General features: G+C 69.9%; 17 protein-coding genes. 7 read left to right on the top strand and 10 right to left on the bottom strand.

Features of this window, described 5'->3' with window-relative positions; all coding sequences use genetic code 11:
- Window positions 1–5 precede the first annotated feature (5 nt).
- The 4 genes from rsmG (at window position 6) to ACZ4YL_RS25615 (ending at window position 3,904) form a co-directional block, all read left to right on the top strand.
- Window positions 6–722, top strand: coding sequence for a 16S rRNA (guanine(527)-N(7))-methyltransferase RsmG (rsmG, locus tag ACZ4YL_RS25630; RefSeq protein WP_030008407.1), 717 nt, complete (start codon window positions 6–8; stop codon window positions 720–722).
- 276 nt (window positions 723–998) lie between these two features.
- On the top strand, window positions 999–2,087 hold the full coding sequence (locus tag ACZ4YL_RS25625; protein WP_468119631.1) for a ParA family protein: 1,089 nt from the start codon (window positions 999–1,001) through the stop codon (window positions 2,085–2,087).
- Window positions 2,084–3,184: a ParB/RepB/Spo0J family partition protein gene (locus ACZ4YL_RS25620; protein WP_468119608.1), complete on the top strand. Its 1,101-nt coding sequence runs from the start codon at window positions 2,084–2,086 to the stop codon at window positions 3,182–3,184. The genes ACZ4YL_RS25625 and ACZ4YL_RS25620 overlap by 4 nt, the downstream gene beginning before the upstream one ends.
- Window positions 3,185–3,286: 102 nt before the next feature.
- A complete protein-coding gene (locus tag ACZ4YL_RS25615; RefSeq protein ID WP_150258246.1) occupies window positions 3,287–3,904 on the top strand; it encodes a GNAT family N-acetyltransferase in 618 nt (205 codons plus the stop codon).
- 67 nt (window positions 3,905–3,971) lie between these two features.
- Here ACZ4YL_RS25615 and trxA read toward each other — a convergent pair whose 3' ends face one another.
- The 7 genes from trxA to ACZ4YL_RS25580 all read right to left on the bottom strand — a co-directional run bounded on the left by trxA (window position 3,972) and on the right by ACZ4YL_RS25580 (window position 13,502).
- On the bottom strand, window positions 3,972–4,310 hold the full coding sequence (trxA, locus tag ACZ4YL_RS25610; protein WP_301368988.1) for a thioredoxin: 339 nt from the start codon (window positions 4,308–4,310) through the stop codon (window positions 3,972–3,974).
- A gap of 61 nt (window positions 4,311–4,371) precedes the next feature.
- The gene (trxB, locus tag ACZ4YL_RS25605) at window positions 4,372–5,331 is read right to left on the bottom strand and encodes a thioredoxin-disulfide reductase (RefSeq protein ID WP_468119605.1); all 960 of its coding nucleotides are present in this window, start codon (window positions 5,329–5,331) and stop codon (window positions 4,372–4,374) included.
- A gap of 128 nt (window positions 5,332–5,459) precedes the next feature.
- The gene (locus tag ACZ4YL_RS25600; RefSeq protein WP_468119603.1) at window positions 5,460–6,377 is read right to left on the bottom strand and encodes an anti-sigma factor family protein; all 918 of its coding nucleotides are present in this window, start codon (window positions 6,375–6,377) and stop codon (window positions 5,460–5,462) included.
- The gene (sigM, locus tag ACZ4YL_RS25595; RefSeq protein WP_468119602.1) at window positions 6,374–7,069 is read right to left on the bottom strand and encodes an RNA polymerase sigma factor SigM; all 696 of its coding nucleotides are present in this window, start codon (window positions 7,067–7,069) and stop codon (window positions 6,374–6,376) included. Before sigM ends, ACZ4YL_RS25600 begins: the two co-directional genes overlap by 4 nt.
- Before the next feature lie 105 nt (window positions 7,070–7,174).
- On the bottom strand, window positions 7,175–8,908 hold the full coding sequence (locus ACZ4YL_RS25590; RefSeq protein ID WP_468119600.1) for a protein kinase family protein: 1,734 nt from the start codon (window positions 8,906–8,908) through the stop codon (window positions 7,175–7,177).
- 117 nt (window positions 8,909–9,025) lie between these two features.
- A complete protein-coding gene (gene murJ / locus ACZ4YL_RS25585) occupies window positions 9,026–11,200 on the bottom strand; it encodes a murein biosynthesis integral membrane protein MurJ (protein WP_468119598.1) in 2,175 nt (724 codons plus the stop codon).
- A gap of 46 nt (window positions 11,201–11,246) precedes the next feature.
- Complete coding sequence (locus ACZ4YL_RS25580) at window positions 11,247–13,502, bottom strand: DUF6049 family protein (protein ID WP_468119597.1); 2,256 nt, start codon at window positions 13,500–13,502, stop codon at window positions 11,247–11,249.
- A gap of 186 nt (window positions 13,503–13,688) precedes the next feature.
- On the opposite strand from ACZ4YL_RS25580, the gene ACZ4YL_RS25575 reads away from it, so the two are divergent.
- Window positions 13,689–15,155 (top strand): CCA tRNA nucleotidyltransferase, encoded by a 1,467-nt coding sequence (locus ACZ4YL_RS25575; protein ID WP_468119595.1) that lies wholly within the window; start codon window positions 13,689–13,691, stop codon window positions 15,153–15,155.
- A 68-nt stretch (window positions 15,156–15,223) separates the two neighbouring features.
- On the opposite strand, the gene ACZ4YL_RS25570 is transcribed toward ACZ4YL_RS25575, so the two are convergent.
- From ACZ4YL_RS25570 to ACZ4YL_RS25560, 3 genes are all read right to left on the bottom strand, one after another.
- A complete protein-coding gene (locus tag ACZ4YL_RS25570) occupies window positions 15,224–16,492 on the bottom strand; it encodes an MFS transporter (RefSeq protein WP_468119594.1) in 1,269 nt (422 codons plus the stop codon).
- A 104-nt stretch (window positions 16,493–16,596) separates the two neighbouring features.
- Entirely contained in the window at window positions 16,597–17,679 is a 1,083-nt protein-coding gene (locus tag ACZ4YL_RS25565) for an inositol-3-phosphate synthase (RefSeq protein ID WP_468119592.1), read from the bottom strand.
- 49 nt (window positions 17,680–17,728) lie between these two features.
- Complete coding sequence (locus tag ACZ4YL_RS25560; RefSeq protein WP_030008393.1) at window positions 17,729–18,331, bottom strand: PadR family transcriptional regulator; 603 nt, start codon at window positions 18,329–18,331, stop codon at window positions 17,729–17,731.
- A 275-nt stretch (window positions 18,332–18,606) separates the two neighbouring features.
- Here ACZ4YL_RS25560 and ACZ4YL_RS25555 point away from each other — a divergent pair, with 275 nt between their 5' ends.
- Window positions 18,607–21,231: a transglycosylase domain-containing protein gene (locus ACZ4YL_RS25555; RefSeq protein WP_468119590.1), complete on the top strand. Its 2,625-nt coding sequence runs from the start codon at window positions 18,607–18,609 to the stop codon at window positions 21,229–21,231.
- A gap of 93 nt (window positions 21,232–21,324) precedes the next feature.
- Complete coding sequence (locus ACZ4YL_RS25550; RefSeq protein WP_468119588.1) at window positions 21,325–22,785, top strand: glycosyltransferase family 87 protein; 1,461 nt, start codon at window positions 21,325–21,327, stop codon at window positions 22,783–22,785.
- The last annotated feature ends 8 nt before the right edge of the window (window positions 22,786–22,793 follow it).

Here is a 22,793-nt window from a genome sequence, read left to right as displayed (position 1 = left end):
TCCCCGTGACGGAGGCAGCTGAGCTTCCCCCGGCGCCTGAAGAGGCGCGCGCGGTGTTCGGTGAGTTTTTCCCGGAAGCTGTGCGGTACGCGGAGCTGCTGGCGGACGCAGGAGTCAAGCGGGGCCTGATTGGGCCGCGTGAGGTGCCGCGCCTGTGGGAGCGGCACCTGCTGAACTGCGCTGTGCTGTCGGAGGTGGTGCCCCAGGGCGTCACCGTGTGCGACGTGGGCTCGGGCGCGGGTCTGCCCGGTATCCCGCTCGCTCTGGTGCGGCGGGATCTCAAGATCACGCTGCTCGAACCGCTGCTGCGGCGTACGACCTTCCTCCAGGAGGCCGTGGAGCTGCTGGGCCTGGACCACGTCACGGTGGTGCGGGGGCGGGCCGAGGAGGTCCTGGGCAAGCTGCAGCCGGTGCACGTGGTGACGGCGCGGGCGGTGGCTCCGCTGGACCGGCTGGCCGGCTGGGGCGTGCCCCTGCTGCGGCCGTACGGCGAGATGCTGGCGCTGAAGGGCGACACCGCGGACGAGGAACTGGTGTCGGCGAAGACGGCGCTGGCGAAGCTGGGTGTGGTGAAGACCTCAGTGCTGCACGTGGGCGAGGGTCTGGTGGACCCTCTGTCGACGGTGGTGCGGGTCGAGGTCGGAGAGAGCCCTGGAGGGGTGAGGTTCGCGGCCAAGCGGGCTAAGGCGGCTCGTGTGGGACGCACCCGCCGACGCCGGTGATTCTCCGCTGATTCGCTGACGGCCAGGGCCCGCACGGGAGATTTCATCCGTGTTGGGCCCTATAGGTATGGATTTCGGAGTGTCGTAGCGGCCGGGAGACTCCCTCCGGGCATCGTGTTTCACGTGAAACGTCGCTCTCTGCTGCACGGAATCATCAGCCGCGGTCGTGCGGCTGCGTCCCCCCGCCAGTCCAAGGACGCAAGGGGGACAGAGTTGTCCACATCGGTGGATTCATCCACAGGAGTACGGGCCCCGCTGGTTCGCGACCCGGGTGACATGGGAGGCTCTGTTCATCGCGAGCCTGATGTCGAGGAGAGTGACACCGTGCGGTCCGACGCCAACCTCGCGGGGCCCATGGCCGATCCGGTCCCCGGGCCCCGCTCTGAACCGGCGGGTGAGGATGTTTCACGTGAAACATTTCCTCCGCCTCTTGTAGACAACGACACCCCCATCGGCCGAGCTGCCCAGCAGGCGGTCGAGGCGCTGGGGCGCGCCGGCGAGAGGCTGCCCCGGCCGAATCAGACCCGGGTCATCGTGGTCGCCAACCAGAAGGGCGGCGTGGGCAAGACCACGACGACCGTGAACCTGGCGGCCTCACTCGCGCTGCACGGTGCACGGGTCCTGGTGGTCGACCTCGACCCGCAGGGCAACGCGTCCACGGCGCTGGGTATCGACCACCACGCCGATGTGCCGTCCATCTACGACGTGCTGGTGGACAGTCGGCCGCTGCTGGAGGTCGTCCAGCCGGTGGTGGACGTGGAGGGGCTCTTCTGCGCCCCCGCCACGATCGACCTGGCGGGTGCGGAGATCGAGCTGGTGTCGCTCGTGGCACGGGAGAGCCGCCTCCAGCGGGCGATCCAGGCGTACGACCAGCCCCTCGACTACATCCTGATCGACTGCCCTCCCTCGCTCGGTCTGCTGACGGTGAACGCACTGGTGGCCGGCGCGGAGGTGCTGATCCCGATCCAGTGCGAGTACTACGCACTGGAGGGCCTGGGTCAGCTGCTGCGCAATGTTGATCTGGTGCGGGCCCACCTCAACCCGACGCTCCATGTGTCCACCATCCTGCTGACGATGTACGACGGCAGGACACGGCTGGCCTCGCAGGTGGCGGAGGAGGTGCGCAGCCACTTCGGCAAGGAGGTGCTGCGGACGAGCATCCCCCGGTCGGTGCGCATTTCCGAGGCGCCGAGCTATGGGCAGACGGTGCTCACGTACGACCCGGGTTCCAGCGGTTCCCTCTCCTACCTGGAGGCAGCGCGAGAGATCGCGTATCGGGGGGTCGGCATTCAGTACGACGCTCGGCACGCCCATCTGGGCCCGGGCACGAACAGCACGCAGAGTGTGGCGGAGGGGATCCAGTGAGTGAGCGACGTAGGGGTCTGGGGCGGGGGCTCGGTGCGCTGATTCCCGCGGCTCCGCAGGAGAAGACGCCGCCGGTGATCGGCGCCGGGTCGACGTCCCCGTCGGCGGTGCCGACGCTGGCTTCGGAGCGGGGGGTCGCGGCGGCGAAGCTCGCCGCGCTCGTGCAGGCCGATGTTTCACGTGAAACATCACTCGCGGTCGTCCCGGTGGCCGATCCGGAGCCCCAGCTCCAGCCCGAGACCGAGAGCAATGTGGTGGCGGGGGCGACGTTCGCCGAGCTCCCGATGGACGCGATCACGCCGAACCCGCGCCAGCCGCGCGAGGTGTTCGACGAGGACGCGCTTGCCGAGCTGGTGACCTCCATCCAGGAGGTGGGCCTGCTCCAGCCGGTGGTGGTGCGGCAGTCGGCCCCCGGCCGCTATGAGCTGATCATGGGTGAGCGGCGCTGGCGTGCCTGCCGCGAGGCCGGGCTGGAGGCCATTCCGGCGATCATCCGGGCGACGGACGACGAGAAGCTGCTGCTGGACGCGCTGCTGGAGAACCTGCACCGGGCTCAGCTGAACCCGCTGGAAGAGGCTGCGGCCTACGACCAGCTGCTCAAGGACTTCAACTGCACCCATGACCAGCTGGCCGACCGGATCGGGCGCTCGCGTCCCCAGGTGTCGAACACGCTGCGGCTGCTCAAGCTCTCCCCTCCGGTGCAGCGGCGGGTGGCCGCGGGTGTGCTGTCCGCCGGGCACGCGCGTGCGCTGCTCTCGGTGGAGGACTCCGAGGAGCAGGACAAGCTGGCGCACCGGATCGTGGCCGAGGGTCTGTCGGTGCGTGCCGTCGAGGAGATCGTGACGCTGATGGCCTCGGAGCCTTCGAGTGCGGTGAAGCCGAAGGGTCCGCGTGCGGGTGCCCGGGTGGCTCCCGCGCTCAGCGAGCTGGCGACGCGGCTGTCGGACCGGTTCGAGACGCGGGTGAAGGTGGATCTGGGCCAGAAGAAGGGCAAGATCACCGTCGAGTTCGCTTCGATGGAGGATCTGGAGCGGATTCTGGGGACGCTGGCGCCGGGCGAGGGCCGGGTGCTGGATCAGGGTCTTGCCGGGGAGTGATCCCCGGGCCGCCGAGGGGCGGATCGCGACGGTGCACACCGACGCGATCCGCCCCTTCGCTTTGCTGTCGAAGAACGATCGACCAGTGGATACGATGCGGTCATGGGTCGTCGGCTGGTACCGCTCACGCTGGACAACCTCCAGGACCTGCCCCGTCGTTGCCGGTCCTGTGTGTTCTGGGAGCTGGACCCGGTCAGTGGTGAGGCCGCGGTGAAGGCGGGTACTCCGGCGCAGGAGAAGGAGGCCTGGATCTCCGCCGTCCTGCTGGAGTGGGGATCCTGCGGACGAGTGGTCTATGTGGACGAGATTCCGGTGGGCTTCGTCCTCTACGCGCCGCCGGCGTACGTGCCGCGGGCCACTGCCTTTCCGACCAGCCCGGTCTCGCCTGATGCCGTGCAGCTGATCACTGCGTGGATCATGCCGGGGTACCAGGGGCAGGGGCTGGGGCGGGTCATGGTTCAGACGGTGGCCAAGGACCTCCTGCGGCGGGGGTTCCGGGCGATCGAGGCGTTCGGGGACGCGCACTGGGAGGGCCCGGCGTGTCTGCTGCCCGCGGACCATCTCCTGGCGGTGGGCTTCAAGACGGTACGGCCGCATCCGGTGCATCCGCGGTTGCGGCTGGAGCTGCGGTCCACGCTGTCCTGGAAGGAAGACGTGGAGCTGGCACTGGACCGGCTGCTGGGCGCGGCGCGCAAGGAGCCGGCGCTGCGGCCGCTGTGAGCGCGAGACGCGGAACGGGGCCGCCCCAGGGAGGGGCGGCCCCGTTTCACGTGAAACATCGACCGCGTCAGGCGGTCTTGACCTCGACGAACTCGGAGAGGTCGCGCAGGATGGCAGCCTTCGGCTTCGCGCCGACGATGGTCTTGGCGACCTCGCCGCCCTGGTAGACGTTCAGCGTCGGGATGGACATGACGCCGTACTTGGCGGCCGTGGCCGGGTTCTCGTCGATGTTGAGCTTGACGATCTCGATCTCGGGGTGCTCGGCGGCGATCGCCTCGAGGGACGGCGCGATCTGGCGGCACGGTCCGCACCAGGCGGCCCAGAAGTCCACCAGTACGGGCTTGTCGCTCCTGAGGACCTGCTCGTCGAAGTCAGCGTCGGTCACGTTCTTGAGGGTGCCGGCCACAGCGGCCTCCTTCTTCTTTCCTGCGGGGTGTGGGATGGGGAGGTGCGGGGGGTCAGGACGGTCAGACCGCTGCGTGGACCTTCTCGGCGTCCGCGAGCGCGGCGAGGAAGCGCTCGGCGTCGAGGGCGGCGGAGCAGCCGGTGCCCGCGGCGGTGATGGCCTGACGGTAGGTGTGGTCCACGACGTCGCCGGCGCCGAACACGCCGGTGGAGCTGGTCCGGGTGGAGGGGGCCTCGACCTTGAGGTAGCCCTCCTCGTCGAGGTCGAGCTGGCCCTTGAAGAGCTCGGTGCGCGGGTCGTGGCCGACGGCGATGAAGAGGCCGGTCACGGGCAGCTCGGAGGTCTCACCGGTCTTGGTGTTGCGCAGCGTGAGGCCGGAGAGCTTCTGGTCGCCGTGGATCTCGGCGACCTCGCTGTCCCAGGCGAACTTGATCTTCGGGTCGGCGAAGGCGCGGTCCTGCATGGCCTTCGAGGCGCGCAGGCTGTCACGGCGGTGGACGATCGTGACGGACTTGGCGAAGCGCGAGAGGAAGGTGGCCTCCTCGATCGCGGTGTCGCCGCCGCCGACGACGGCGATGTCGTGGTCCTTGAAGAAGAACCCGTCGCAGGTGGCGCACCAGGAGACACCGCGGCCGGAGAGGGCGTCCTCGTTGGGCAGACCGAGCTTGCGGTGCTGGGAGCCGGTGGTGACGATGACGGCCTTGGCGCGGTGCACGGTGCCGGCGGTGTCGGTGACGGTCTTGATCTCACCGCTGAGGTCCACGGCCACCACGTCGTCCGAGATCAGCTCGGCGCCGAACCGCTCGGCCTGAGCACGCATGTTGTCCATGAGGTCGGGGCCCATGATGCCGTCCTGGAAGCCCGGGAAGTTCTCCACCTCGGTGGTGTTCATCAGGGCGCCACCCGCGGTGACGGCACCTTCGAAGACCAGCGGCTTGAGCGAAGCGCGTGCGGTGTACAGGGCGGCGGTGTAACCGGCCGGCCCGGAGCCGATGATGATCACGTTTCGGACGTCGCTCACGGGTTTCTTCCTCGTTTCTGCGGACTGCGTACTGCCTACCGGGGGCCGGTGCGGACTCTCACCCCACCCAACGGATCCTACGGCGCATGCATTCCCCACCCGCTCCACAACGGCCCCGAACGCCTCGGCTACCGCGGATAGGTGCTCTTCAGAAGGACCTTTCCGGGGTCTGCCGAACCGGTCCGCTCGCACGCCGTGTCGACGATGTAGGCGTCCACGCGGGCCGGGTCGGCCGGGTGCGGCAGGACGAGGAGGTAGACGGGGGTGCCCTGGTAGCTGCCGCGTTCGGTGGCGAGCGGGGTGTCGGGCCGGCCGGTGGCCTGCTGGACACAGGCGGGGACGGAAGGCGCTGCCCGCTTGTCGCCGGGGGCGGTGTTCTCCAGTCCGAGGGTGTTGTTCTGCTCCTCGGGAACGTTCTTGGCGCCCTGACCGCCCGCGATGAGCTGCTTGACGCTGTCCTGGAGTCCCTGAGCGGTGTAGTTGCCCTCGCCCTCGCCCTCGCCCGCTGCAGCGGCGGCGGACGGCCGTGCCGCGGAGTCGGACGCGGCGGTTCCGTGGGTGGGCGCGCCTGAGAAGTCGCCGAACAGGAAGATGCCCAGGGCGCAGGCGGCGGCTCCGGCCAGACCGGCGAGGACGGCGATCCGGCGGCGCGCGCGGCGTCGCCCGGGACCGGTTGGGCCGGTCGGGTGACCGGCGGGCGATGTTCCACGTGAAACATCGCGGTCCGGCGTGCGGGGCCGGTCGGCCGGTACGGCCTGGACCCGCGGCTGGGTGGCGTCGAGAAGGGCTTCCGCGGCGAGGGCCGCGTCGATGCGGCCGGCGATGTCGGCGGGCATCCGGGCCGGGCCCGGAAGGGTGCCGAGGAGGGAGCGGATCTCCTCCAGGGAGGCGCGGACATCGGCGCACAGGGCGCAGTCGCCGAGATGGCGGCGGATTTCGGCGGTACGGGACGGGGAGAGAAGACCTTCGGTCAGGTCGGAGATCTCCGAGACGTCGGGGTGCCGGATCGTGCCGGTCGTGCCGGACCTGCCAGTGGGCGGGGTCACGGTCGTCCACCTCCGCCCTTCACAGTGTCTGGGTCTGGATGCCTGGGTTCTGCCGCTGGTGGGACGGGCGGGCCCGGCGTCCGGTTCCTTCCCCGCTCGGTGGCGGTGTTATCCCCGGCATTCGTGCGCAGATGAGTGAGGAGCGGCACGAGTTTCGCCCGGCCGCGTGCGCACCGGCTCTTCACGGTGCCGGTGGGGACGTCGAGGATCCGGGCTGCCTCGGCGACGGGGTACCCCTGCATGTCGACGAGGACCAGCGCGGCGCGCTGATCGGCCGGGAGGGTGCTCAGAGCGGCCAGGAGCTGGCGATGGAGGTCCTGGCGCTCCGCAGGGGCCTCCGCGGACTCGTGGGGCTCCAGGAGGCGCTCCAGGCGGTCCGTGTCGTCGAGGGGCGCGGTCCGGCGCGAGGCGGCCTTGCGGGCGCGGTCCAGGCAGGCGTTGACGGTGATGCGGTGCAGCCAGGTGGTGACGGCGGATTCCCCGCGGAAGGTGTGGGCGGCCCGGTAGGCGGAGACCAGGGCGTCCTGTACGGCGTCCGCGGCCTCCTCCCGATCGCCGAGGGTCCGCAACGCCACGGCCCACAGCCGGTCGCGGTGGCGGCGCACGAGCTCACCGAAGGCGTCGGGATCCCCCGCGGTGTGCAGCGCCAGGAGTTCCTGGTCGCTGCTGCCCTCCGTGGTTCCTTCTCGCATCACACCCTGCTTCCTCCCCGGATGGAGCCTAGGGGCGTCTGCCGGGCGCGTAAAGAATCACGCGGCCCGGCCACCGAGAGGCCGCGCACGGCCGGGTGAGTGCGCTCAGGACGACGGGCCGAGCACCTTGATCTCGCTGATTCCGCCCCGGTAGCCGCCCTCCCCGTCGGCGGGCAGTTCGGTGATGTGGACCAGCACGTAGCGGGTGAGCACCGGGTCCTGGAGCGTGACCTGGAGCTTCTTGCCGGCGTGGTCCAGCTTGCTGATCGGCTGGCTGAAGTCCGACAGCGAAGTGGGGTGGGAGGCCGCCTGCGGCGCAGCGCGGACCTCGAGCTCCTGTCCGGCCACGTGCAGAGCGATGTCGAGCCCGGACACGTTCTGGAGACTGCCGAGGTCGACGATGATGCCGCTGCCGTCCTTGCGTTCGTCCAGATTGCCGAACTTGGGGTAGCCCAGGTACTGGAGGGTGACCCAGGCGGTGTCCGGGTTGCCGTCCACGGTCTTGCCGGCGTCCTTCGGCTTGGTCGCCTCGTCGTGCGGGGAGAACTCGGACGCGTTCGTGATCTGCAGCTGCTTACCGGGTTCGGGCTGCTTCGGGTTGTCGTCGGTGCCGGTCTTGGGGTTGTTGCTGGTGCCGCTGTTGCCCTTCTGGGTGTTGTGGTCCAGAAGGGTGTCGGCCAGCTGCCAGCTGCCCAGGCCGAGAGCGGCGATGAGCAGGGCGGCGACGCCCCACTTCAGCGCCCGGCCCGTGCGGCTCTGCAGTGGGGGAGGCGGCGGCGGGACGGGCCGGGCCTGGGTGGTGTGGGCACCGGGAGGCGTGGGACGGCCGTAGCTGCCCTGTTGGTAGGTGGTGTGCTGGTACTCGGGCGGGGCGGTGAATGCGGGCTCCGGCGGCCGGATGCGGGGCATCGCGGCCACGGCCTTGGCCAGCTCGTCCGGGGTGGTGCAGGCGGGTTCCTGACGGGAGGCGGTGGCCCCGTCGTTGGCGAGCGCGCGCATGGCGAGTTCGCCCAGGCCCCGGTGGACACCGGCACGTACCTGGTCGGGGGCGATCAGGCCGACGCCCTTGGGCAGGCCGGTGAGGCCGTACGCGTCGCTCTCGTACGGCCAGCGCTGGGTGAGGGCGGCGTACAGGAGCGCGCCGATGGCCTCGGTGTCGGCCCGCTGCGGGGTCTCGCTGGTGATGCCGCGCAGGGCGGCGTTCACGGCGAGGCCGCGGATGCGGTACTGGCCCGTGGAGGTGCGCAGTATCGCGCTGGGCGTCAGCCGCAGATGGGCCAGACCCTCACGGTGCGCGGCGGCCATCGCCTGGGAGACCTGGCTGACGAGCTGGTAGGCCTCGTGGGCTTCCAGGGGGCCGGCGGCGAGGAGGGCGGTGAGCTCGGTGGCGTCGGGCAGCCACTCGTGGACGACGTAGACGAGGTCGTTCTCCTCCACGGCGTCCAGGACCTGCACGAACCGCGGGTCGCCGAGCAGGGCGGAGGACCGGGCGGCGGCCAGGACGGAGCGAGCGCGCGCGTGGTCGGCGGGCATTAGATGCACGCCCACGGCCCGGCGCAGTTTCTCGTCCATCGCGCGCCAACTGCTGAATCCGTCCACACGGGTGACGCACTCTTCCAGCCGATAGCGTCTGGCGAGCTTGTGTCCGCTGTGCAGTTCGGGTGCGGCCGCAGGGGCCGCGTTGGTGCGTTCGCCGTCCTTGTCGGGCATGGGTCCGTCCGCGGCTCGTCCGTTCTGGGTGTCCACCCCGTCGGACGTGGCCTGTGCCGCCTGAGCGGTCAGCGGCTCATTGCCGCTGTTGTCGGCCACGTCGACGGCAGCCGTGCTACGTTCCGCCACCGTCGTTCCCGCCTCCCCATCCGTTGCGCGCTGTAGGTCAGTCTGCGAAGCCATGCCAATTGTGCCCACAGTCCGACGCTAAGCACGACACACGAAAGGGGGCGACGGTTGTGCGCATCAGCGCCCCAAACGTCCGCGGACCATTCCGACCATCGCGTTGAGCTCTTCGATTCGCATCCGCTTGGCGGCGATGAGGAACACCGCGGCCAGGGCGATACCGCCGGCGAGGAGGGCGGTGGCGGAGCCGGTGACTCCGCTGCCCAGCCACTGGGTGACCCCGAAGGCGGCCGCGCCGGCCACGGCGGCGGCCGGGACGCAGGCGCCGGTGAGACGGGCGTAGGTGCGCATGACGTGCGCCCCGTCGAGGTCGCCACCGAGCCGGGTGCGCAGGCGGCGCCAGGCGACGCCGACGCCGACGGCGTAGCCGAGGCCGTAGGCGGCGGCCATGCCGACCACCGCCCACCGGGCGGGGAGCACGAAGAACGAGAGCGCGGAGACCGCCGCGTTGACGGCGGCGACGATGACGGTGTTGTAGAAGGGCGTGCGGGTGTCCTCGTAGGCGTAGAAGCCGCGCAGGACCACGTACTGGATGGAGTACGGGATCAGGCCGAGGCCGAACGCCATCAGGATGTAGCCGATGTTCTGGGCGCCCGCGCCCGAGCCGGCGTAGAGCAGGGTGGCCATCGGGACACCGAGGGCGAGGAACGCGAAGGCGCAGGGCACGATCGCGACGGCCGAGGTGCGCAGCCCGTAGGAGATGTCGTCGCGGACCGCGGCGGCGTCGCCGTCGTGCGCGGAGCGGGAGATGCGGGGCAGGACAGCCGTCATGACGGAGACGGTGATGATCGCCTGCGGCATCTGCCACAGCAGCAGCGCGTAGTTGTAGGCGGTGATGCCGGTACCGGGGTGGCCCTGCTTCTCGGCGACGGACCCGGCCCAGGTGGCGAGCTGGGTGACGACCACGAGGCCGACCTGGTTGGCGAGGACGAAGAAGAACGTCCACTTGGCCAGGCGGGCGGCCTTGCCGAGGCCGTGGCCCCGCCAGTCGAAGCGCAGGCGCGGCTTGAAGCCCGCGTCGCGCAGGTACGGCAGCATCGCGAGGGCCTGGACCGTGAGGCCGAGCAGGGTGCCCAGGCCCAGCAGGCGCACGCCCTCGGGGGTGACGGTGGTGGCGTTGACGCCGGAGGTGGTGAAGCCGCCGAAGGCCCAGATGAAGGCGCCGAAGGTGGCGATGACCACGATGTTGTTGAGGACCGGGGTCCACATCATCGCGCCGAAGCGGCCGCGGGCGTTGAGGATCTGACCCAGGACCACGTGGACGCCCATGAAGAACATGGTGGGCAGGCAGTAGCGGGCGAAGGCGACCGCGACGTCCATCTGCTGGGGGTCGGAGGCGATCTTCGGCGACATCATCGTGATGAACACCGGTGCGGCCAGGACGCAGATCGTGGTGACGGCGGCCAGCAGCACCACGACGAGGGTGAGCAGCCGGTTGGCGTACGCCTGCCCGCCGTCGCTGTCGTTCTTCATGGCCCGGACCAGCTGCGGGATGAAGACGGCGTTCAGGGCGCCGCCGCCGACCAGCACGTAGATCATCGTGGGCAGGGTGTTGGCGATCTGGTACGTGTCGTTGAAGGTGCCGACGCCGATGGCACCCGCGATCGCCAGGGTCTTCAGGAAGCCGGTGATGCGGGAGACGATGGTGCCCGCGGCCATCAGCGCGCTGGACTTCAGCAGGGTCGCTGCCCGTCCGGCGGGCTTGCTCGGCGCCGGTGCGGCGACGGGCACCTCCTCGGCGGCCGTGCGGGGCGCAGCCTCCTGGTCCCGGTACAGGTGCGCGAAGGCGTCGGGTTCGGGCTGCTCGTCCGAGGCACCGGTGACGAGGGAGTCCACGCCGACGAACTGGGTGGTGGTGGCGTGGTCGCCGTACGGCAGGTGGCGCGAGGGGCCGTCCGGCTCGGGCGGCGGGGTCTGGGCCCAGACGCGCGGGTCGGGGGAGTACGAGGGAGCGGTCGGCGCGGCGTAGAGCGGGCCGGGCTCCTGGTAGGTGCCGGGCGGCGGCGGCGGGTGCGAGGCCCGGTCGTAGAGCACCTCGGCGACGGGATCCTGGGCCGACAGGTCCTGGGACCGGTACGGGTCGTGGGCGTAGGCATCCTGGACATACGGGTCACGCTCCGGCGCGGGCGCAGGCGCGGGAACCTGCCCGGGCACCGGGGTGCCCGGGGCAGTGCCCTGGGAGGGCGCAGGCCCACCAGTGCCCTGCGCGCGGTCACCGTCGTACGGCGCGTTCATCGAAACCCCACCTCATCGTCCCCAGGCCGACCGGCCACGGCGTCAATCAACGGTCCACTGTCTCACTCGTGCCGGACCCCTCGGTGCTTTGCGCTCCGGTGTCCGGGGACTCGTCACTCGGCTGCGTGCTCTCCTCGGCGGCCGCGCGTGCTGCGACGCGCTTGCGACTGGCGTACATCTTGATGCCTGCCAGGACCAGGAGGAGCACACCGCCGGCGATGACGAGCATCACGGTGGGCGTGATCTCGGTGGCCTCGACGGTGAACTTGCGTTCCTTGCCGTAGGGGACGCCGTCCTTGGTGAACAGCTGCGCCGTGACCTCGACGGGTCCGCTCGCCGTGGCGTTGGCGGTGAACTTGACCGTCTGGGTGTGGTCGCCCTGGACGGTGACCTGCTGCTCGTCCTGGCTGAACATCAAGCGGGTCGGGTTGGCGGACTTCACCCGCAGAACGAGGTCGTGGACATCCTGGACCAGGCTGTTCTGGACGCTGACCGGGATGGTGGCGCTGTGTCCGGACAGGGTGGCGTCGGACTTGGGGACGACCTTGACCTTCTCGGTCAGACCGATCAGGTAGTCCTGCACCTGGTCCCGGTAGAGGCGGGCCTCCTCGGGATGCCCGCGCCAGGAGGTGGACATCTCCCGGTTGGTGGTGTTGCCGAAGGGGATCTCCACGCGGTCGGGCGCGGCAAGGATCACCTTGAAGCGGTCGAGGGTGTTCTGCGTGGTGCGGATCTTCTCGAAGGCCGACACCGGCAGCTCCTGCTTGCGCAGGGCCTCGGGGTACTGGCCGGCCCCCGGCACCTGGGTGGTGGCTCCGGGATCGGGCTTGGCGGCGGCCGCGGCTTCGAGGTCCGCGGGCTGGGTCCAGCGGCCCGCCTGGAGGCCGCGTACGGCCTCGGCCATCGACTGGACCTGGCTGACGCTGGGCATCCGCTGCGGGGCGACGACGAAGCTGCGCGGCTCGTCGGCCTTCTGCAGGTTCAGGGCGAGGCTGTGGGCGAGGAACCGCTGCACGGCGAGCGTGGAAGTCCCGGCGTTCAGCATGTCGCCCTCGAAGGCGGTGGACAGGTCGGCGTCGGCCACGACCGCGGTCGTGCCGGCGCCGATGGGCCGGGCGGCCGAGGGCGTGTAGCCGAGGGCGCCGCTCTCCACGAGGCTGTCGCTGCGGGTGAGGACGTTATGGGCGCCGGCCGAGGTGGCGACGTTGACGATCGAGGGATCGATGGCGCCGTCCACGGGCCAGGAGAAGTCCGTGGACGCGGGGACGTGCAGGACCGTCTCGACGGCCTGCTTCGCCTTGTCGGTGGCGGGGCGCAGCTGGCCCAGGGTGCCCGAGACGTCCTTGCCGTGGTGGGCGAGGGAGGCGAGGTCGGGGTCGGCGAACGGCAGGGCGACGACCTTCTTGCCCTGGACGGCCGCCTCCAGGGAGCTCAGCCACTGCTCGGCGACGGCCTTGCTCTTGCCCTGGACGGGCTTGCCGCCCGGGCTGCGGACCCGGTAGCCCTTGGTCATCGCGTCGACCGAGTAGAGCAGGTCGGGGTCGATGACCCAGGTGATCGGCAGGTCCTTGCCGAGGGTGACCATCTGCTCCAGGCGCCCGCCCGGCCTGAGCTCGTCGGCGAGGGAGTCGTCGAGGAAGACGGGGGTCTGGAGCTCGTCGGAGCCGGTTTCCGCCGTCACGCGGGTGGTGGAGATCAGCGGCCAGGCGTAGGTGAGCTGGGAGCGCTTGGCGGCGGCCTCCGGCTGCCAGGGCAGGAAGGTCCGCTTGATGCCCATGACCTGCTCGGAAGGCCTGCTCTCGGTCACCCCGGACAGGGAGACGCCGAGCTGGTAGACGCCGTCCTTGTCCAGCTCCAGCTTGTTCACCGGGATGGTGAGCGTGAACTCCTGGCTGATCTTGGACGGCAGGGAGGTGATTTTCACCGCATAGGCCGGGTCGATCTCGCCCGGGTCGGCGCCGGCCCGGAAGCCGGTGCGCTCCGCCGCCTCGTCGACGGAGGTGCGGTCCGCGAGCGCGGGCCCGACCCGCAGACCGACATGTGCGTCGGTGATCGTCTCGCCACCGGTGTTGAGCACGGTGCCCCTGATGGTGAGCGTGTCGCCCTTGACCGGTGCCGTGGGGGCCATGGAGGTCAGCTGGACGTCCACGGAGGCGGCCTGGGCGGCCTCGGCCCGGGGGGCGGGAGAGTAGACCAGCGCGGCCAGTACGGGTGTCCCGGCGAGCAGGACGATCGCCCGCCGCAGCCACCGGCGCCGGGCAGGAGCGGGGGACGCCCCCTGGTTGTCTGCCGCCTCGGCCACGCGCTAGCCCGTCCCTCGAAGTGTCAGTGGTCGTCTTTTGTGCGTCCACGCATGGTAACGAGGCCCGCTGTGTGCGAGTGCCGCGCCTTGCTCCACATGATCGGCTCAGGGCCCCGGCGACCGTGTACCGGGGTGGCGGCAAAACGGGGCGGTCCCCGGGGGGCCGGGCACGTACCCTTTTCTGTTGTGCCGAACGCCAACGAAGACAACCCCAGTGCCCTGAGTCAGGTGCAGCGCCGCGCGGTCAGTGAACTGCTGCGGGTCGCTCCTGTCGCCGACGAGCTCGGCCGCCGTTTCCAGGAGGCGGGCTTCCGCCTCGCCCTGGTCGGTGGGTCCGTCCGCGACGCGCTGCTGGGGCGTCTCGGCAACGATCTCGACTTCACCACCGATGCTCGCCCCGAGGACGTTCTGAAGATCGTCCGGCCGTGGGCGGACTCGGTGTGGGACGTCGGTATCGCCTTCGGCACCGTCGGGGCGCAGAAGAGCGCCCGGGTCGGGGACGCCGTCCGGAATTTCCAGATCGAGGTGACGACGTACCGTTCGGAGGCCTACGACCGTACGTCGCGCAAGCCCGAGGTCTCCTACGGCGACTCGATCGACGACGACCTGGTCCGGCGTGACTTCACGGTCAACGCCATGGCCCTGGCCCTGCCCGAGCAGGAGTTCATCGACCCGCACGGCGGCCTGGAGGACCTGGCCGCCGGTGTGCTGCGCACGCCCGGAACCCCGGAGGAGTCCTTCTCCGACGACCCGCTGCGCATGCTGCGGGCGGCGCGTTTCGCCGCGCAGCTGGACTTCGAGGTCGCCCCGGAGGTCGTCGCGGCCATGAAGGCGATGTCCGAGCGGATCGAGATCGTTTCCGCGGAGCGGGTCCAGGGCGAGCTGAACAAGCTCATCCTGTCCGCCCACCCGCGCAAGGGTCTGGGACTGCTGGTGGACACGGGGCTGGCCGACCGGGTGCTGCCCGAGCTGCCCGCGCTGCGGCTGGAGCGTGATGAGCACCACCGGCACAAGGACGTCTACGACCACTCGCTGATCGTGCTGGAGCAGGCGATCGCGCTGGAGGAGGACGGCCCGGACCTGGTCCTGCGGCTCGCGGCCTTGCTGCACGACATCGGCAAGCCCCGCACCCGCCGGTTCGAGAGCGACGGCCGGGTCTCCTTCCACCACCACGAGGTGGTGGGAGCGAAGATGACCAAGAAGCGGCTCACCGCTCTGAAGTACTCCAACGACATGATCAAGGACGTGTCCCGGCTGGTGGAGCTGCACCTGCGCTTCCACGGCTACGGCGACGGGGAGTGGACCGACTCCGCGGTCCGGCGCTACGTCCGCGACGCCGGCCCGCTGCTGGAGCGTCTGCACAAGCTGACCCGGTCCGACTGCACCACGCGCAACAAGCGCAAGGCCAATGCGCTCTCCCGGACCTACGACGGGCTGGAGGAACGCATCGGGCAGCTGCAGGAGCAGGAGGAGCTGGACGCGATCCGGCCCGACCTGGACGGCAACGAGATCATGCAGGTGCTCGACGTGGGCCCCGGTCCGCTCATCGGCAAGGCCTACGCCTTCCTGCTGGAGCTCCGGCTGGAGAACGGTCCGATGGGCCGTGACGCCGCTGTCGTCGCGTTGAAGGAGTGGTGGGCCGCGCAGGCCTGACGTGCGAACGCCGGGGGCCGATGTTTCACGTGAAACATCGGCCCCCGGCGTTCGTCAGAGCTGATGTTTCACGTGAAACGTCGCTCGCCGCGGGCCAGGAACACGGCGGTCGCGGCGTAGATCGCGGACACGATGAGGATCAGGATCACGGACCGCCCGTCGGCGGGGAGCATCAGGGAGGCCACCGCCGCCGCGCCGACGAACGCGACGTTGAACAGCACGTCGTATACGGAGAAGACGCGGCCGCGGTAGTCGTCGTCCACCCGGGACTGCACTTCGGTGTCGGTGGCGATCTTGGCGCCCTGGGTGGCGAGGCCGAGTACGAACGCGGCGGCCAGCATCGGTTCCGGGGCGAAGAACAGGCCGAGTGCCGGTACCAGGACGGCGGCACCCGCGGAGCACGCGGTGATCCAGCCGAGCGGGCCCAGCCGGCCCACCAGCCAGGGGGTCACCACGGCGGCGGCGAAGAATCCGGCGCCGGAGACCCCGACGGCGATTCCCAGCAGCGCCAGCCCGTCGGACTCGTTGTCCGACCAGGAATAGCGGCAGAGCATCAGCAGCATCACGAACAGCGCCCCGTAGCAGAACCGCATCAGGGTCATCGCGGTGAGTGCCCGGGCCGCCTCGCGCCGGGAGGCGAGGTGGCGCAGGCCCTCGGCCATCCCCCGCACCGTCAGGGCGACCCCCTCGGCGACCGAGGGATGGGCCCGGCCGGCGGGGTGGTCCGGCCCGAGGAGGCCGATGGCCAGTTGCAGGGAGACGAGGGCCGCGCACAGGTAGAGCCCGGCGCCCAGGAGCACGACGAGGGCGTTGGAGTCGGAGGCCAGCAGCCGGACGAGGAAGGCCAGCCCTCCGCCGGCCACCGCCGCGAGGGTTCCGGCGGTGGGGGAAAGAGCGTTCGCGGTGACCAGCTGATCGGGTCCGACGACGTGGGGCAGCGAGGCGGCGAGCCCGGACAGCACGAAGCGGTTGACGGCGGTCACGGACAGGGCCGAGGCGTAGAACAGCCAGTCGGGCACCTGCGCGACGATCAGCATCCCGGTGACGCAGGCGAGGAAGGCCCGCAGGAGATTGCCGTAGAGGAAGACCTGGCGGCGGCGCCAGCGGTCGAGCAGCACCCCGGCGAAGGGGCCGATCGCCGAATAGGGCAGCAGCAGTACCGCCATGGCGGAGGCGATGGCCGCCGGGGAGGTCTGCTTCTCCGGGGAGAAGATGACGTAGGTGGCGAGTGCGACCTGGTAGACGCCGTCCGCGGCCTGGGAAAGCAGCCGGACGGCGAGCAGGTTGCGGAAATCCCTCAGGCGCAGGAGTACGCGCAGATCACGTACGACAGGCATGAGGGCAAGGGTCACATACGCGGAGGGTCCCCGGGCACATTGCCCGGGGACCCTCCGCGGAAGAACTGCCGAAGTCCAGGTGTCGTGAAGACCCTTGGGTTCGGTTAGCGCTCGACCTCGCCCTTGATGAACTTCTCGACGTTGGCCAGGGCCTCGTCGTCGAAGTACTGCACCGGCGGGGACTTCATGAAGTAGCTGGACGCCGACAGGATCGGGCCGCCGATACCGCGGTCCTTGGCGATCTTCGCGGCGCGCAGGGCGTCGATGATGACACCGGCCGAGTTCGGGGAGTCCCACACCTCGAGCTTGTACTCGAGGTTCAGCGGGACGTCACCGAAGGCGCGACCCTCCAGGCGGACGTAGGCCCACTTGCGGTCGTCGAGCCACGCGACGTAGTCGGACGGACCGATGTGGACGTTCTTCTCGCCGAGATCACGGTCGGGGATCTGCGAGGTGACGGCCTGCGTCTTCGAGATCTTCTTCGACTCGAGGCGGTCGCGCTCCAGCATGTTCTTGAAGTCCATGTTGCCGCCGACGTTGAGCTGCATGGTGCGCTCAAGACGGACACCGCGGTCCTCGAACAGCTTCGCCATCACGCGGTGCGTGATGGTGGCGCCGACCTGCGACTTGATGTCGTCGCCGACGATCGGGACACCGGCCTCGGTGAACTTGTCCGCCCACTCCTTGGTGCCGGCGATGAAGACCGGGAGGGCGTTGACGAAGGCGACCTTGGCGTCGATGGCGCACTGGGCGTAGAACTTCGCCGCGTCCTCGGAACCGACCGGCAGGTAGCAGATCAGGACGTCGACCTCGCGGTCCTTGAGGACCTGGACCACGTCGACCGGAGCCTCGGCGGACTCCTCGATCGTCAGGCGGTAGTACTTGCCCAGGCCGTCGTAGGTGTGGCCGCGCTGAACGGTCACACCGGCGTTCGGGACGTCGCAGATCTTGATGGTGTTGTTCTCGCTGGCGCCGATGGCGTCCGAAAGGTCGAGGCCGACCTTCTTCGCGTCGACGTCGAACGCGGCGACGAACTCGATGTCACGCACGTGGTAGTCGCCGAACTGGACGTGCATCAGACCGGGGACCTTGGCCGCCGGGTCGGCGTCCTTGTAGTACTCGACGCCCTGCACCAGCGAGGCGGCGCAGTTGCCTACGCCGACGATGGCTACGCGAACCGAACCCATTCCGGTTGCTCCCTGTTTGTTCTCGGACGAGGTCTGCGAGATGCAGGCCTCATTTTTCAGTTTCGTCGGACGGACCGGATCGTCTCCGATCCCGTCCCGCCCGCTCACTCTCGATGAGCTCGTTCAGCCAGCGCACTTCGCGCTCCACGGACTCCATGCCGTGCCGCTGCAGCTCAAGCGTGTAGTCGTCGAGGCGCTCCCGCGTCCGGGCGATCGAGGCGCGCATCTTCTCCAGACGCTCCTCCAGCCGGCTGCGGCGGCCCTCCAGCACCCGCATGCGGACGTCTCGTTCGGTCTGGCCGAAGAAGGCGAAGCGGGCGGCGAAGGACTCGTCCTCCCAGGTGTCGGGGCCCGTGTGGGAGAGCAACTCCTCGAAGTGCTCCTTACCCGCGGCCGTCAACCGGTAGACGATCTTGGCGCGGCGCCCTGCGAGTGAAGCGGCGAGGGCGTCCTCCGGGGCGTTCCCCGGCTCTTCGATCAACCAGCCGTTGGCGACCAGCGTCTTGAGGCAGGGGTAGAGCGTCCCGTAGCTGAAGGCTCTGAACACCCCCAGCGAGGTATTGAGCCGCTTGCGCAGCTCGTAGCCGTGCATGGGGGATTCGCGAAGCAGGCCGAGGACGGCGAACTCGAGGATGCCTGAGCGTCTGCTCATCCGCCTGCCTCTCCTCCGCCCCTGAGTCTTTATACCGAGCTGATGTATCGACTCGATACATCCAGACGATAGAACGGGCCGCTCTGATCGACAAGGGGAGACGTGGTGACCGGTGTCACATCACCAATTCGCACCAGGCACGTTGCCTGATTTGGGGTGAACTTCGGCACTGGGCGCGTTTTGAGCGTGCGTAGTCTGTGCGCCATGACACCGGGGGGGACCGGAAACAATCTGCCGCTTCCAGGCCACTCGCCTGCCCGAGGAGTAGTCGTTCGATGAGCGAGCACCGTCGCAAGCCGCCGCAGCCCGAGGGCGGTGGGCGCGCCTCAGCCCGCCGCGCCGCCCAGCCGCGCCCCGGAAGGGGCGCGGCCGGACGTGACGTCCCCACGGCGTCACACAGCGGCCCGTACGCACCGCAGCCCGCCCGGGGCAGCCGTGCCGAGACCCGCCGGGCCGGCCAGAGAGCCGACGGCCGCGGGAGAGGAGCCGGCACCGCCATGCGCGGCACCGGGCGACCGGACAAGCGGCTCATCAACTACCCGCGGTCCGACAGAGACGGCTGGAAGCGCTTCGTGCCGTCCTGGAAGTTCGTCGCCGGCACGGCCCTGGGCTTCTTCGCGGTCATCACGGCCGGTGCCGGTATCGGTATCGCCATGGTGAGCACGCCGGACCCGAACAAGGCGGCGCAGGCGCAGAACAACGTCTTCTACTGGGCCGACGGCAGCCAGATGGTGGCGACGGGCGGTTCGATGAACCGGCAGATCGTGCCCATCTCCAGCATCCCCCGGTCGATGAGGGACGCCGTGATCTCGGCGGAGAACGAGTCCTTCGAGACGGACAAGGGCGTCGACCCGATGGGCGTCGGCCGTGCCGTGTGGAACATGGCCACGGGCGGCTCCACCCAGGGCGGCTCGACCATCACCCAGCAGTACGTGAAGAACACCTACCTGGACTCCGAGCAGACGCTCAAGCGGAAGGCCACCGAGCTCTTCATCGCGATAAGACTGGGTGTCTCCGAGGAGAAGGACACGGTCCTCGCGGGCTACCTGAACACCGCCTACTACGGCCGGGACGCCTACGGGATCCAGGCCGCGGCCCGCGCCTACTTCGGCAAGGACAGCCAGGACCTGAACCCCTCCGAGTGCGCCTTCCTGGCCGCCGTGCTGAAGGGTCCCAACCTCTACAACCCGGACGGCGGCATCGGCGCCGCGGCCACCCCCGCCCTCAACGAGAAGCGGGCCCGGGAGCGCTGGAGCTGGGTGCTGGACCGCGAGGTCGAGGTCGGCCGGATGGACAAGGCCGCGCGGGCGAAGTTCACGGACGCGGACTTCCCCCCGCGGGTCGAGTCGGAGCAGGCCCGCGGCATGACCGGCCAGATCGGCTACCTGGTCGACACGGCCAAGGCCTACGTGATGAAGGCCAAGGGGATCACCCCTGAGCAGATGGCCATGGGCGGCTACCGGATCAAGACCACCTTCCAGAAGCCGAGGGTGGATGCCCTGGTCAAGGCGGTCGAGGACACCCGCAACGGGTTCATCGACGAGAAGGGCCGCCCCGAGACGGACACCTTCGTGCAGTTCGGCGCGGCCTCGGTGGACGTGAAGACCGGGGCCCTCGTCGCCATGTACGGCGGCCCGGGCTGGGACCACAAGTACTTCAGCAACAACGCCAACTCCAGCGGTGTCCCGGTCGGCTCGACCTGGAAGCCGTACGTGCTGGCGGCGGCGATGGAGTACGGCACCCAGAACTCCAAGGGCAAGGGCATCTCGGCCGACAGCAAGTACATGGCCAACGACCTCACCGTGATCAACAACCGTGAGGGCAGGCCCCTGCGCGACGCGTCGGGCGCGCCGTTCAAGCAGAAGAACGAGAGCCCCACCGACTTCGGCTACGTGACCCTCAACGAGGCGATGGAGAAGTCCATCAACGTCCCGTTCGCCCAGCTCGTCTTCGACGTCGGCCACGACAAGGTCAGGGCCGTGGCCAAGTCCACGGGCATCCTGGAGGAGTCGGTCAACCCGAACAACGACGCCTCCTTCGCCCTCGGTACCTCCACCCCGAGCGCCATCCGCATGGCCGACTCGTACGCGACCTTCGCCGCCTCCGGTACGCACCGCGAGCCGTTCTCCGTGACCGAGGTCGAGAAGGACGGCGAGAAGCTGGCGGGCTTCGAGGCCCCCAAGGCCCAGCGGGCCATGGACAGCGCCGTGGCCGACAACATCACCAAGGTGCTGGAGAACGTCGTCGAGAACGGCACCGGCAAGAAGGTCAAGAAGCTGGGCCGGCCCGCTGCGGGCAAGACCGGTACCACGGACGAGAACAAGTCGGCGTGGTTCGTCGGCTACACCCCGGAGCTGTCCACCTCGGTGGTCCTCTTCCGCACCGACCCCAACTCGCCGGACAAGAAGCTGATCTCCATGAAGGGTGTGGGCAACATCCCCTCCCTCCACGGTGGTGACATCCCGGCCGAGATCTGGACCGAGTACATGGGCGAAGCGCTCAAGGGGCTCCCGGTCAAGCAGTTCCCGGAAGCCGAGGACATCGGCGTGACCGCCGACTCCGCCGGCGCCCCCTCCCCCACGCCCTCGGCCGTCGTCCCGGCGTCCCCCTCCCCGTCGACGCTCCCGCCGAGCTCCCCGCCGCCGTCTCCCTCCCCGTCCAAGGGCGGCCGGCCGTCCTGCCCGCCGTGGAAGCTGTACTGCGACCCGGACACCACGCGCGGGACCACCGACGGAGGCGCGAACACCGGCACCAGCTCCGGCGCCAACTCAGGTACCACCTCCGGTACCAGCTCCGGGGTGATCGGCGGCTCCAGCGGATCACCGTCCCCGACGCAGACCGGCAAACCGGGCCGCCCGGGCGGCATCACCGGCGGGGTCGACAACTCCGTCTCCGAGTGACCCGTACCGCCGCTCCGTGAGCCGAGGAAGGCCGTCGCACCCCGTGTGCGACGGCCTTCCCGCATGTCCGGTCCGGTACGGCAGGATGAGCCCATGACCAAGGTGCACGAGGACAGCCCCGTACTGCCGACGCAGCAGGACGAGGTCGCCGCAGCCGGCAGTGAGCTCATCGGCGGCCCGCTCGGCCGCCATGCCCGGCTCGGCGGCCACTGGCTGGGGCCGGTCCGGGTCGTGGCGCTGATCGCCATCGGCATGTTCGCGCTCGGCATGGTCCAGAAGCTGCCCTGCTACGACTGGGCGTGGTTCCGGGGCGCGGGCTCGCAGTACACCCACGCCTGCTACTCCGACATCCCGCACCTGTACGCGGTACGCGGCTTCGCCGACAACCTGACGCCCTACTTCGACCGGCTCCCCGGCGACATGGAGTACCTGGAGTACCCGGTGCTCACCGGGCTCTTCATGGAGATCGCCTCCTGGCTGACCCCCGGCAGCGGCTCCATGCAGCACCGCGAACAGATGTACTGGATGGTCAACGCGGGCATGCTGATGGCCTGCGCGGCCGTCATCGCCGTGTGCGTCGCCCGCACCCACCGCCGCCGCCCCTGGGACGCCCTGCTCTTCGCCCTGGCGCCCGCCTTCGCCCTGACGGCGACGATCAACTGGGACCTGCTGGCCATCGCCCTGACCGCCGCCGCGATGCTCATGTGGTCCCGCGGCCGGACGGTCCTCTTCGGCATCCTCATCGGCCTGGCCACCGCGGCCAAGCTCTACCCCGTACTGCTGCTCGGGGCGCTGTTCGTGCTCTGCTGGCGGGCCGGGAAGTGGCGCGCCTTCGGCGCCGCCGTGCTCGGCGCGGCCGGAGCCTGGCTCGTGGTCAACCTGCCGGTCATGCTCTTCGCGTGGGACGGCTGGAAGAAGTTCTACACCTTCAGCCAGGAACGGCCCATCGACTTCGGCTCGGTGTGGCTGCTGATCTCCCAGCGCTCGGGCAACCCGCTGGAGGGCGCCAACACGTACGCGACCGGGTTGACGCTCCTGCTGTGCGGGGGCGTCGGACTGCTCACCCTGACCGCCCCGCGCCGGCCCCGCTTCGCACAGCTGGCCTTCCTCGTCGTCGCCGCCTTCATCCTGTGCAACAAGGTCTACTCGCCGCAGTACGTGCTGTGGCTCATCCCGCTCGCCGCACTGGCCCGGCCGCGCTGGCGGGACTTCCTGATCTGGCAGGCCGGCGAGGTCGTCTACTTCCTCGGCATCTGGTTCTACCTCGCCTACACGGCCAGCGCCGACAAGCACCAGGGCCTGCCCGTGGAGGGCTACCAGCTGGCGATCACCGCCCACCTGCTGACCACCCTGTACCTGTGCGCGGTCATCGTCCGGGACATCCTGATGCCCGAGCGGGACGTCGTACGGCGGGACGGCTCGGACGACCCCTCCGGTGGCGTCCTGGACGGCGCGGAGGACGTGTTCGTGCTGTCGGACGCGGCGAGGGCGCCGCAGTACGCGGCGCCCTCGGATGGACAGCGGGTCGCCTGGGGCGCGAGCGCCCAGGACTGACCGTTCGG

It is taken from the genome of Streptomyces sp. NPDC030021 (assembly GCF_055574035.1).
Note: the sequence above shows the minus strand (reverse complement) of the source record. Positions and strands in the feature narration are given on the sequence as shown.

Excerpts from the sequence above, each read along its gene's own strand:
- ACZ4YL_RS25555 (WP_468119590.1), top strand. The coding sequence starts at position 18,607 with ATGAGCGAGCACCGTCGCAAGCCGCCGCAGCCCGAGGGCGGTGGGCGC.
- sigM (WP_468119602.1), bottom strand. The coding sequence starts at position 7,069 with ATGCGAGAAGGAACCACGGAGGGCAGCAGCGACCAGGAACTCCTGGCG.
- ACZ4YL_RS25570 (WP_468119594.1), bottom strand. The coding sequence starts at position 16,492 with ATGCCTGTCGTACGTGATCTGCGCGTACTCCTGCGCCTGAGGGATTTC.
- ACZ4YL_RS25565 (WP_468119592.1), bottom strand. The coding sequence starts at position 17,679 with ATGGGTTCGGTTCGCGTAGCCATCGTCGGCGTAGGCAACTGCGCCGCC.
- ACZ4YL_RS25625 (WP_468119631.1), top strand. The coding sequence starts at position 999 with ATGGGAGGCTCTGTTCATCGCGAGCCTGATGTCGAGGAGAGTGACACC.
- murJ (WP_468119598.1), bottom strand. The coding sequence starts at position 11,200 with ATGAACGCGCCGTACGACGGTGACCGCGCGCAGGGCACTGGTGGGCCT.
- ACZ4YL_RS25550 (WP_468119588.1), top strand. The coding sequence starts at position 21,325 with ATGACCAAGGTGCACGAGGACAGCCCCGTACTGCCGACGCAGCAGGAC.
- ACZ4YL_RS25615 (WP_150258246.1), top strand. The coding sequence starts at position 3,287 with ATGGGTCGTCGGCTGGTACCGCTCACGCTGGACAACCTCCAGGACCTG.
- ACZ4YL_RS25560 (WP_030008393.1), bottom strand. The coding sequence starts at position 18,331 with ATGAGCAGACGCTCAGGCATCCTCGAGTTCGCCGTCCTCGGCCTGCTT.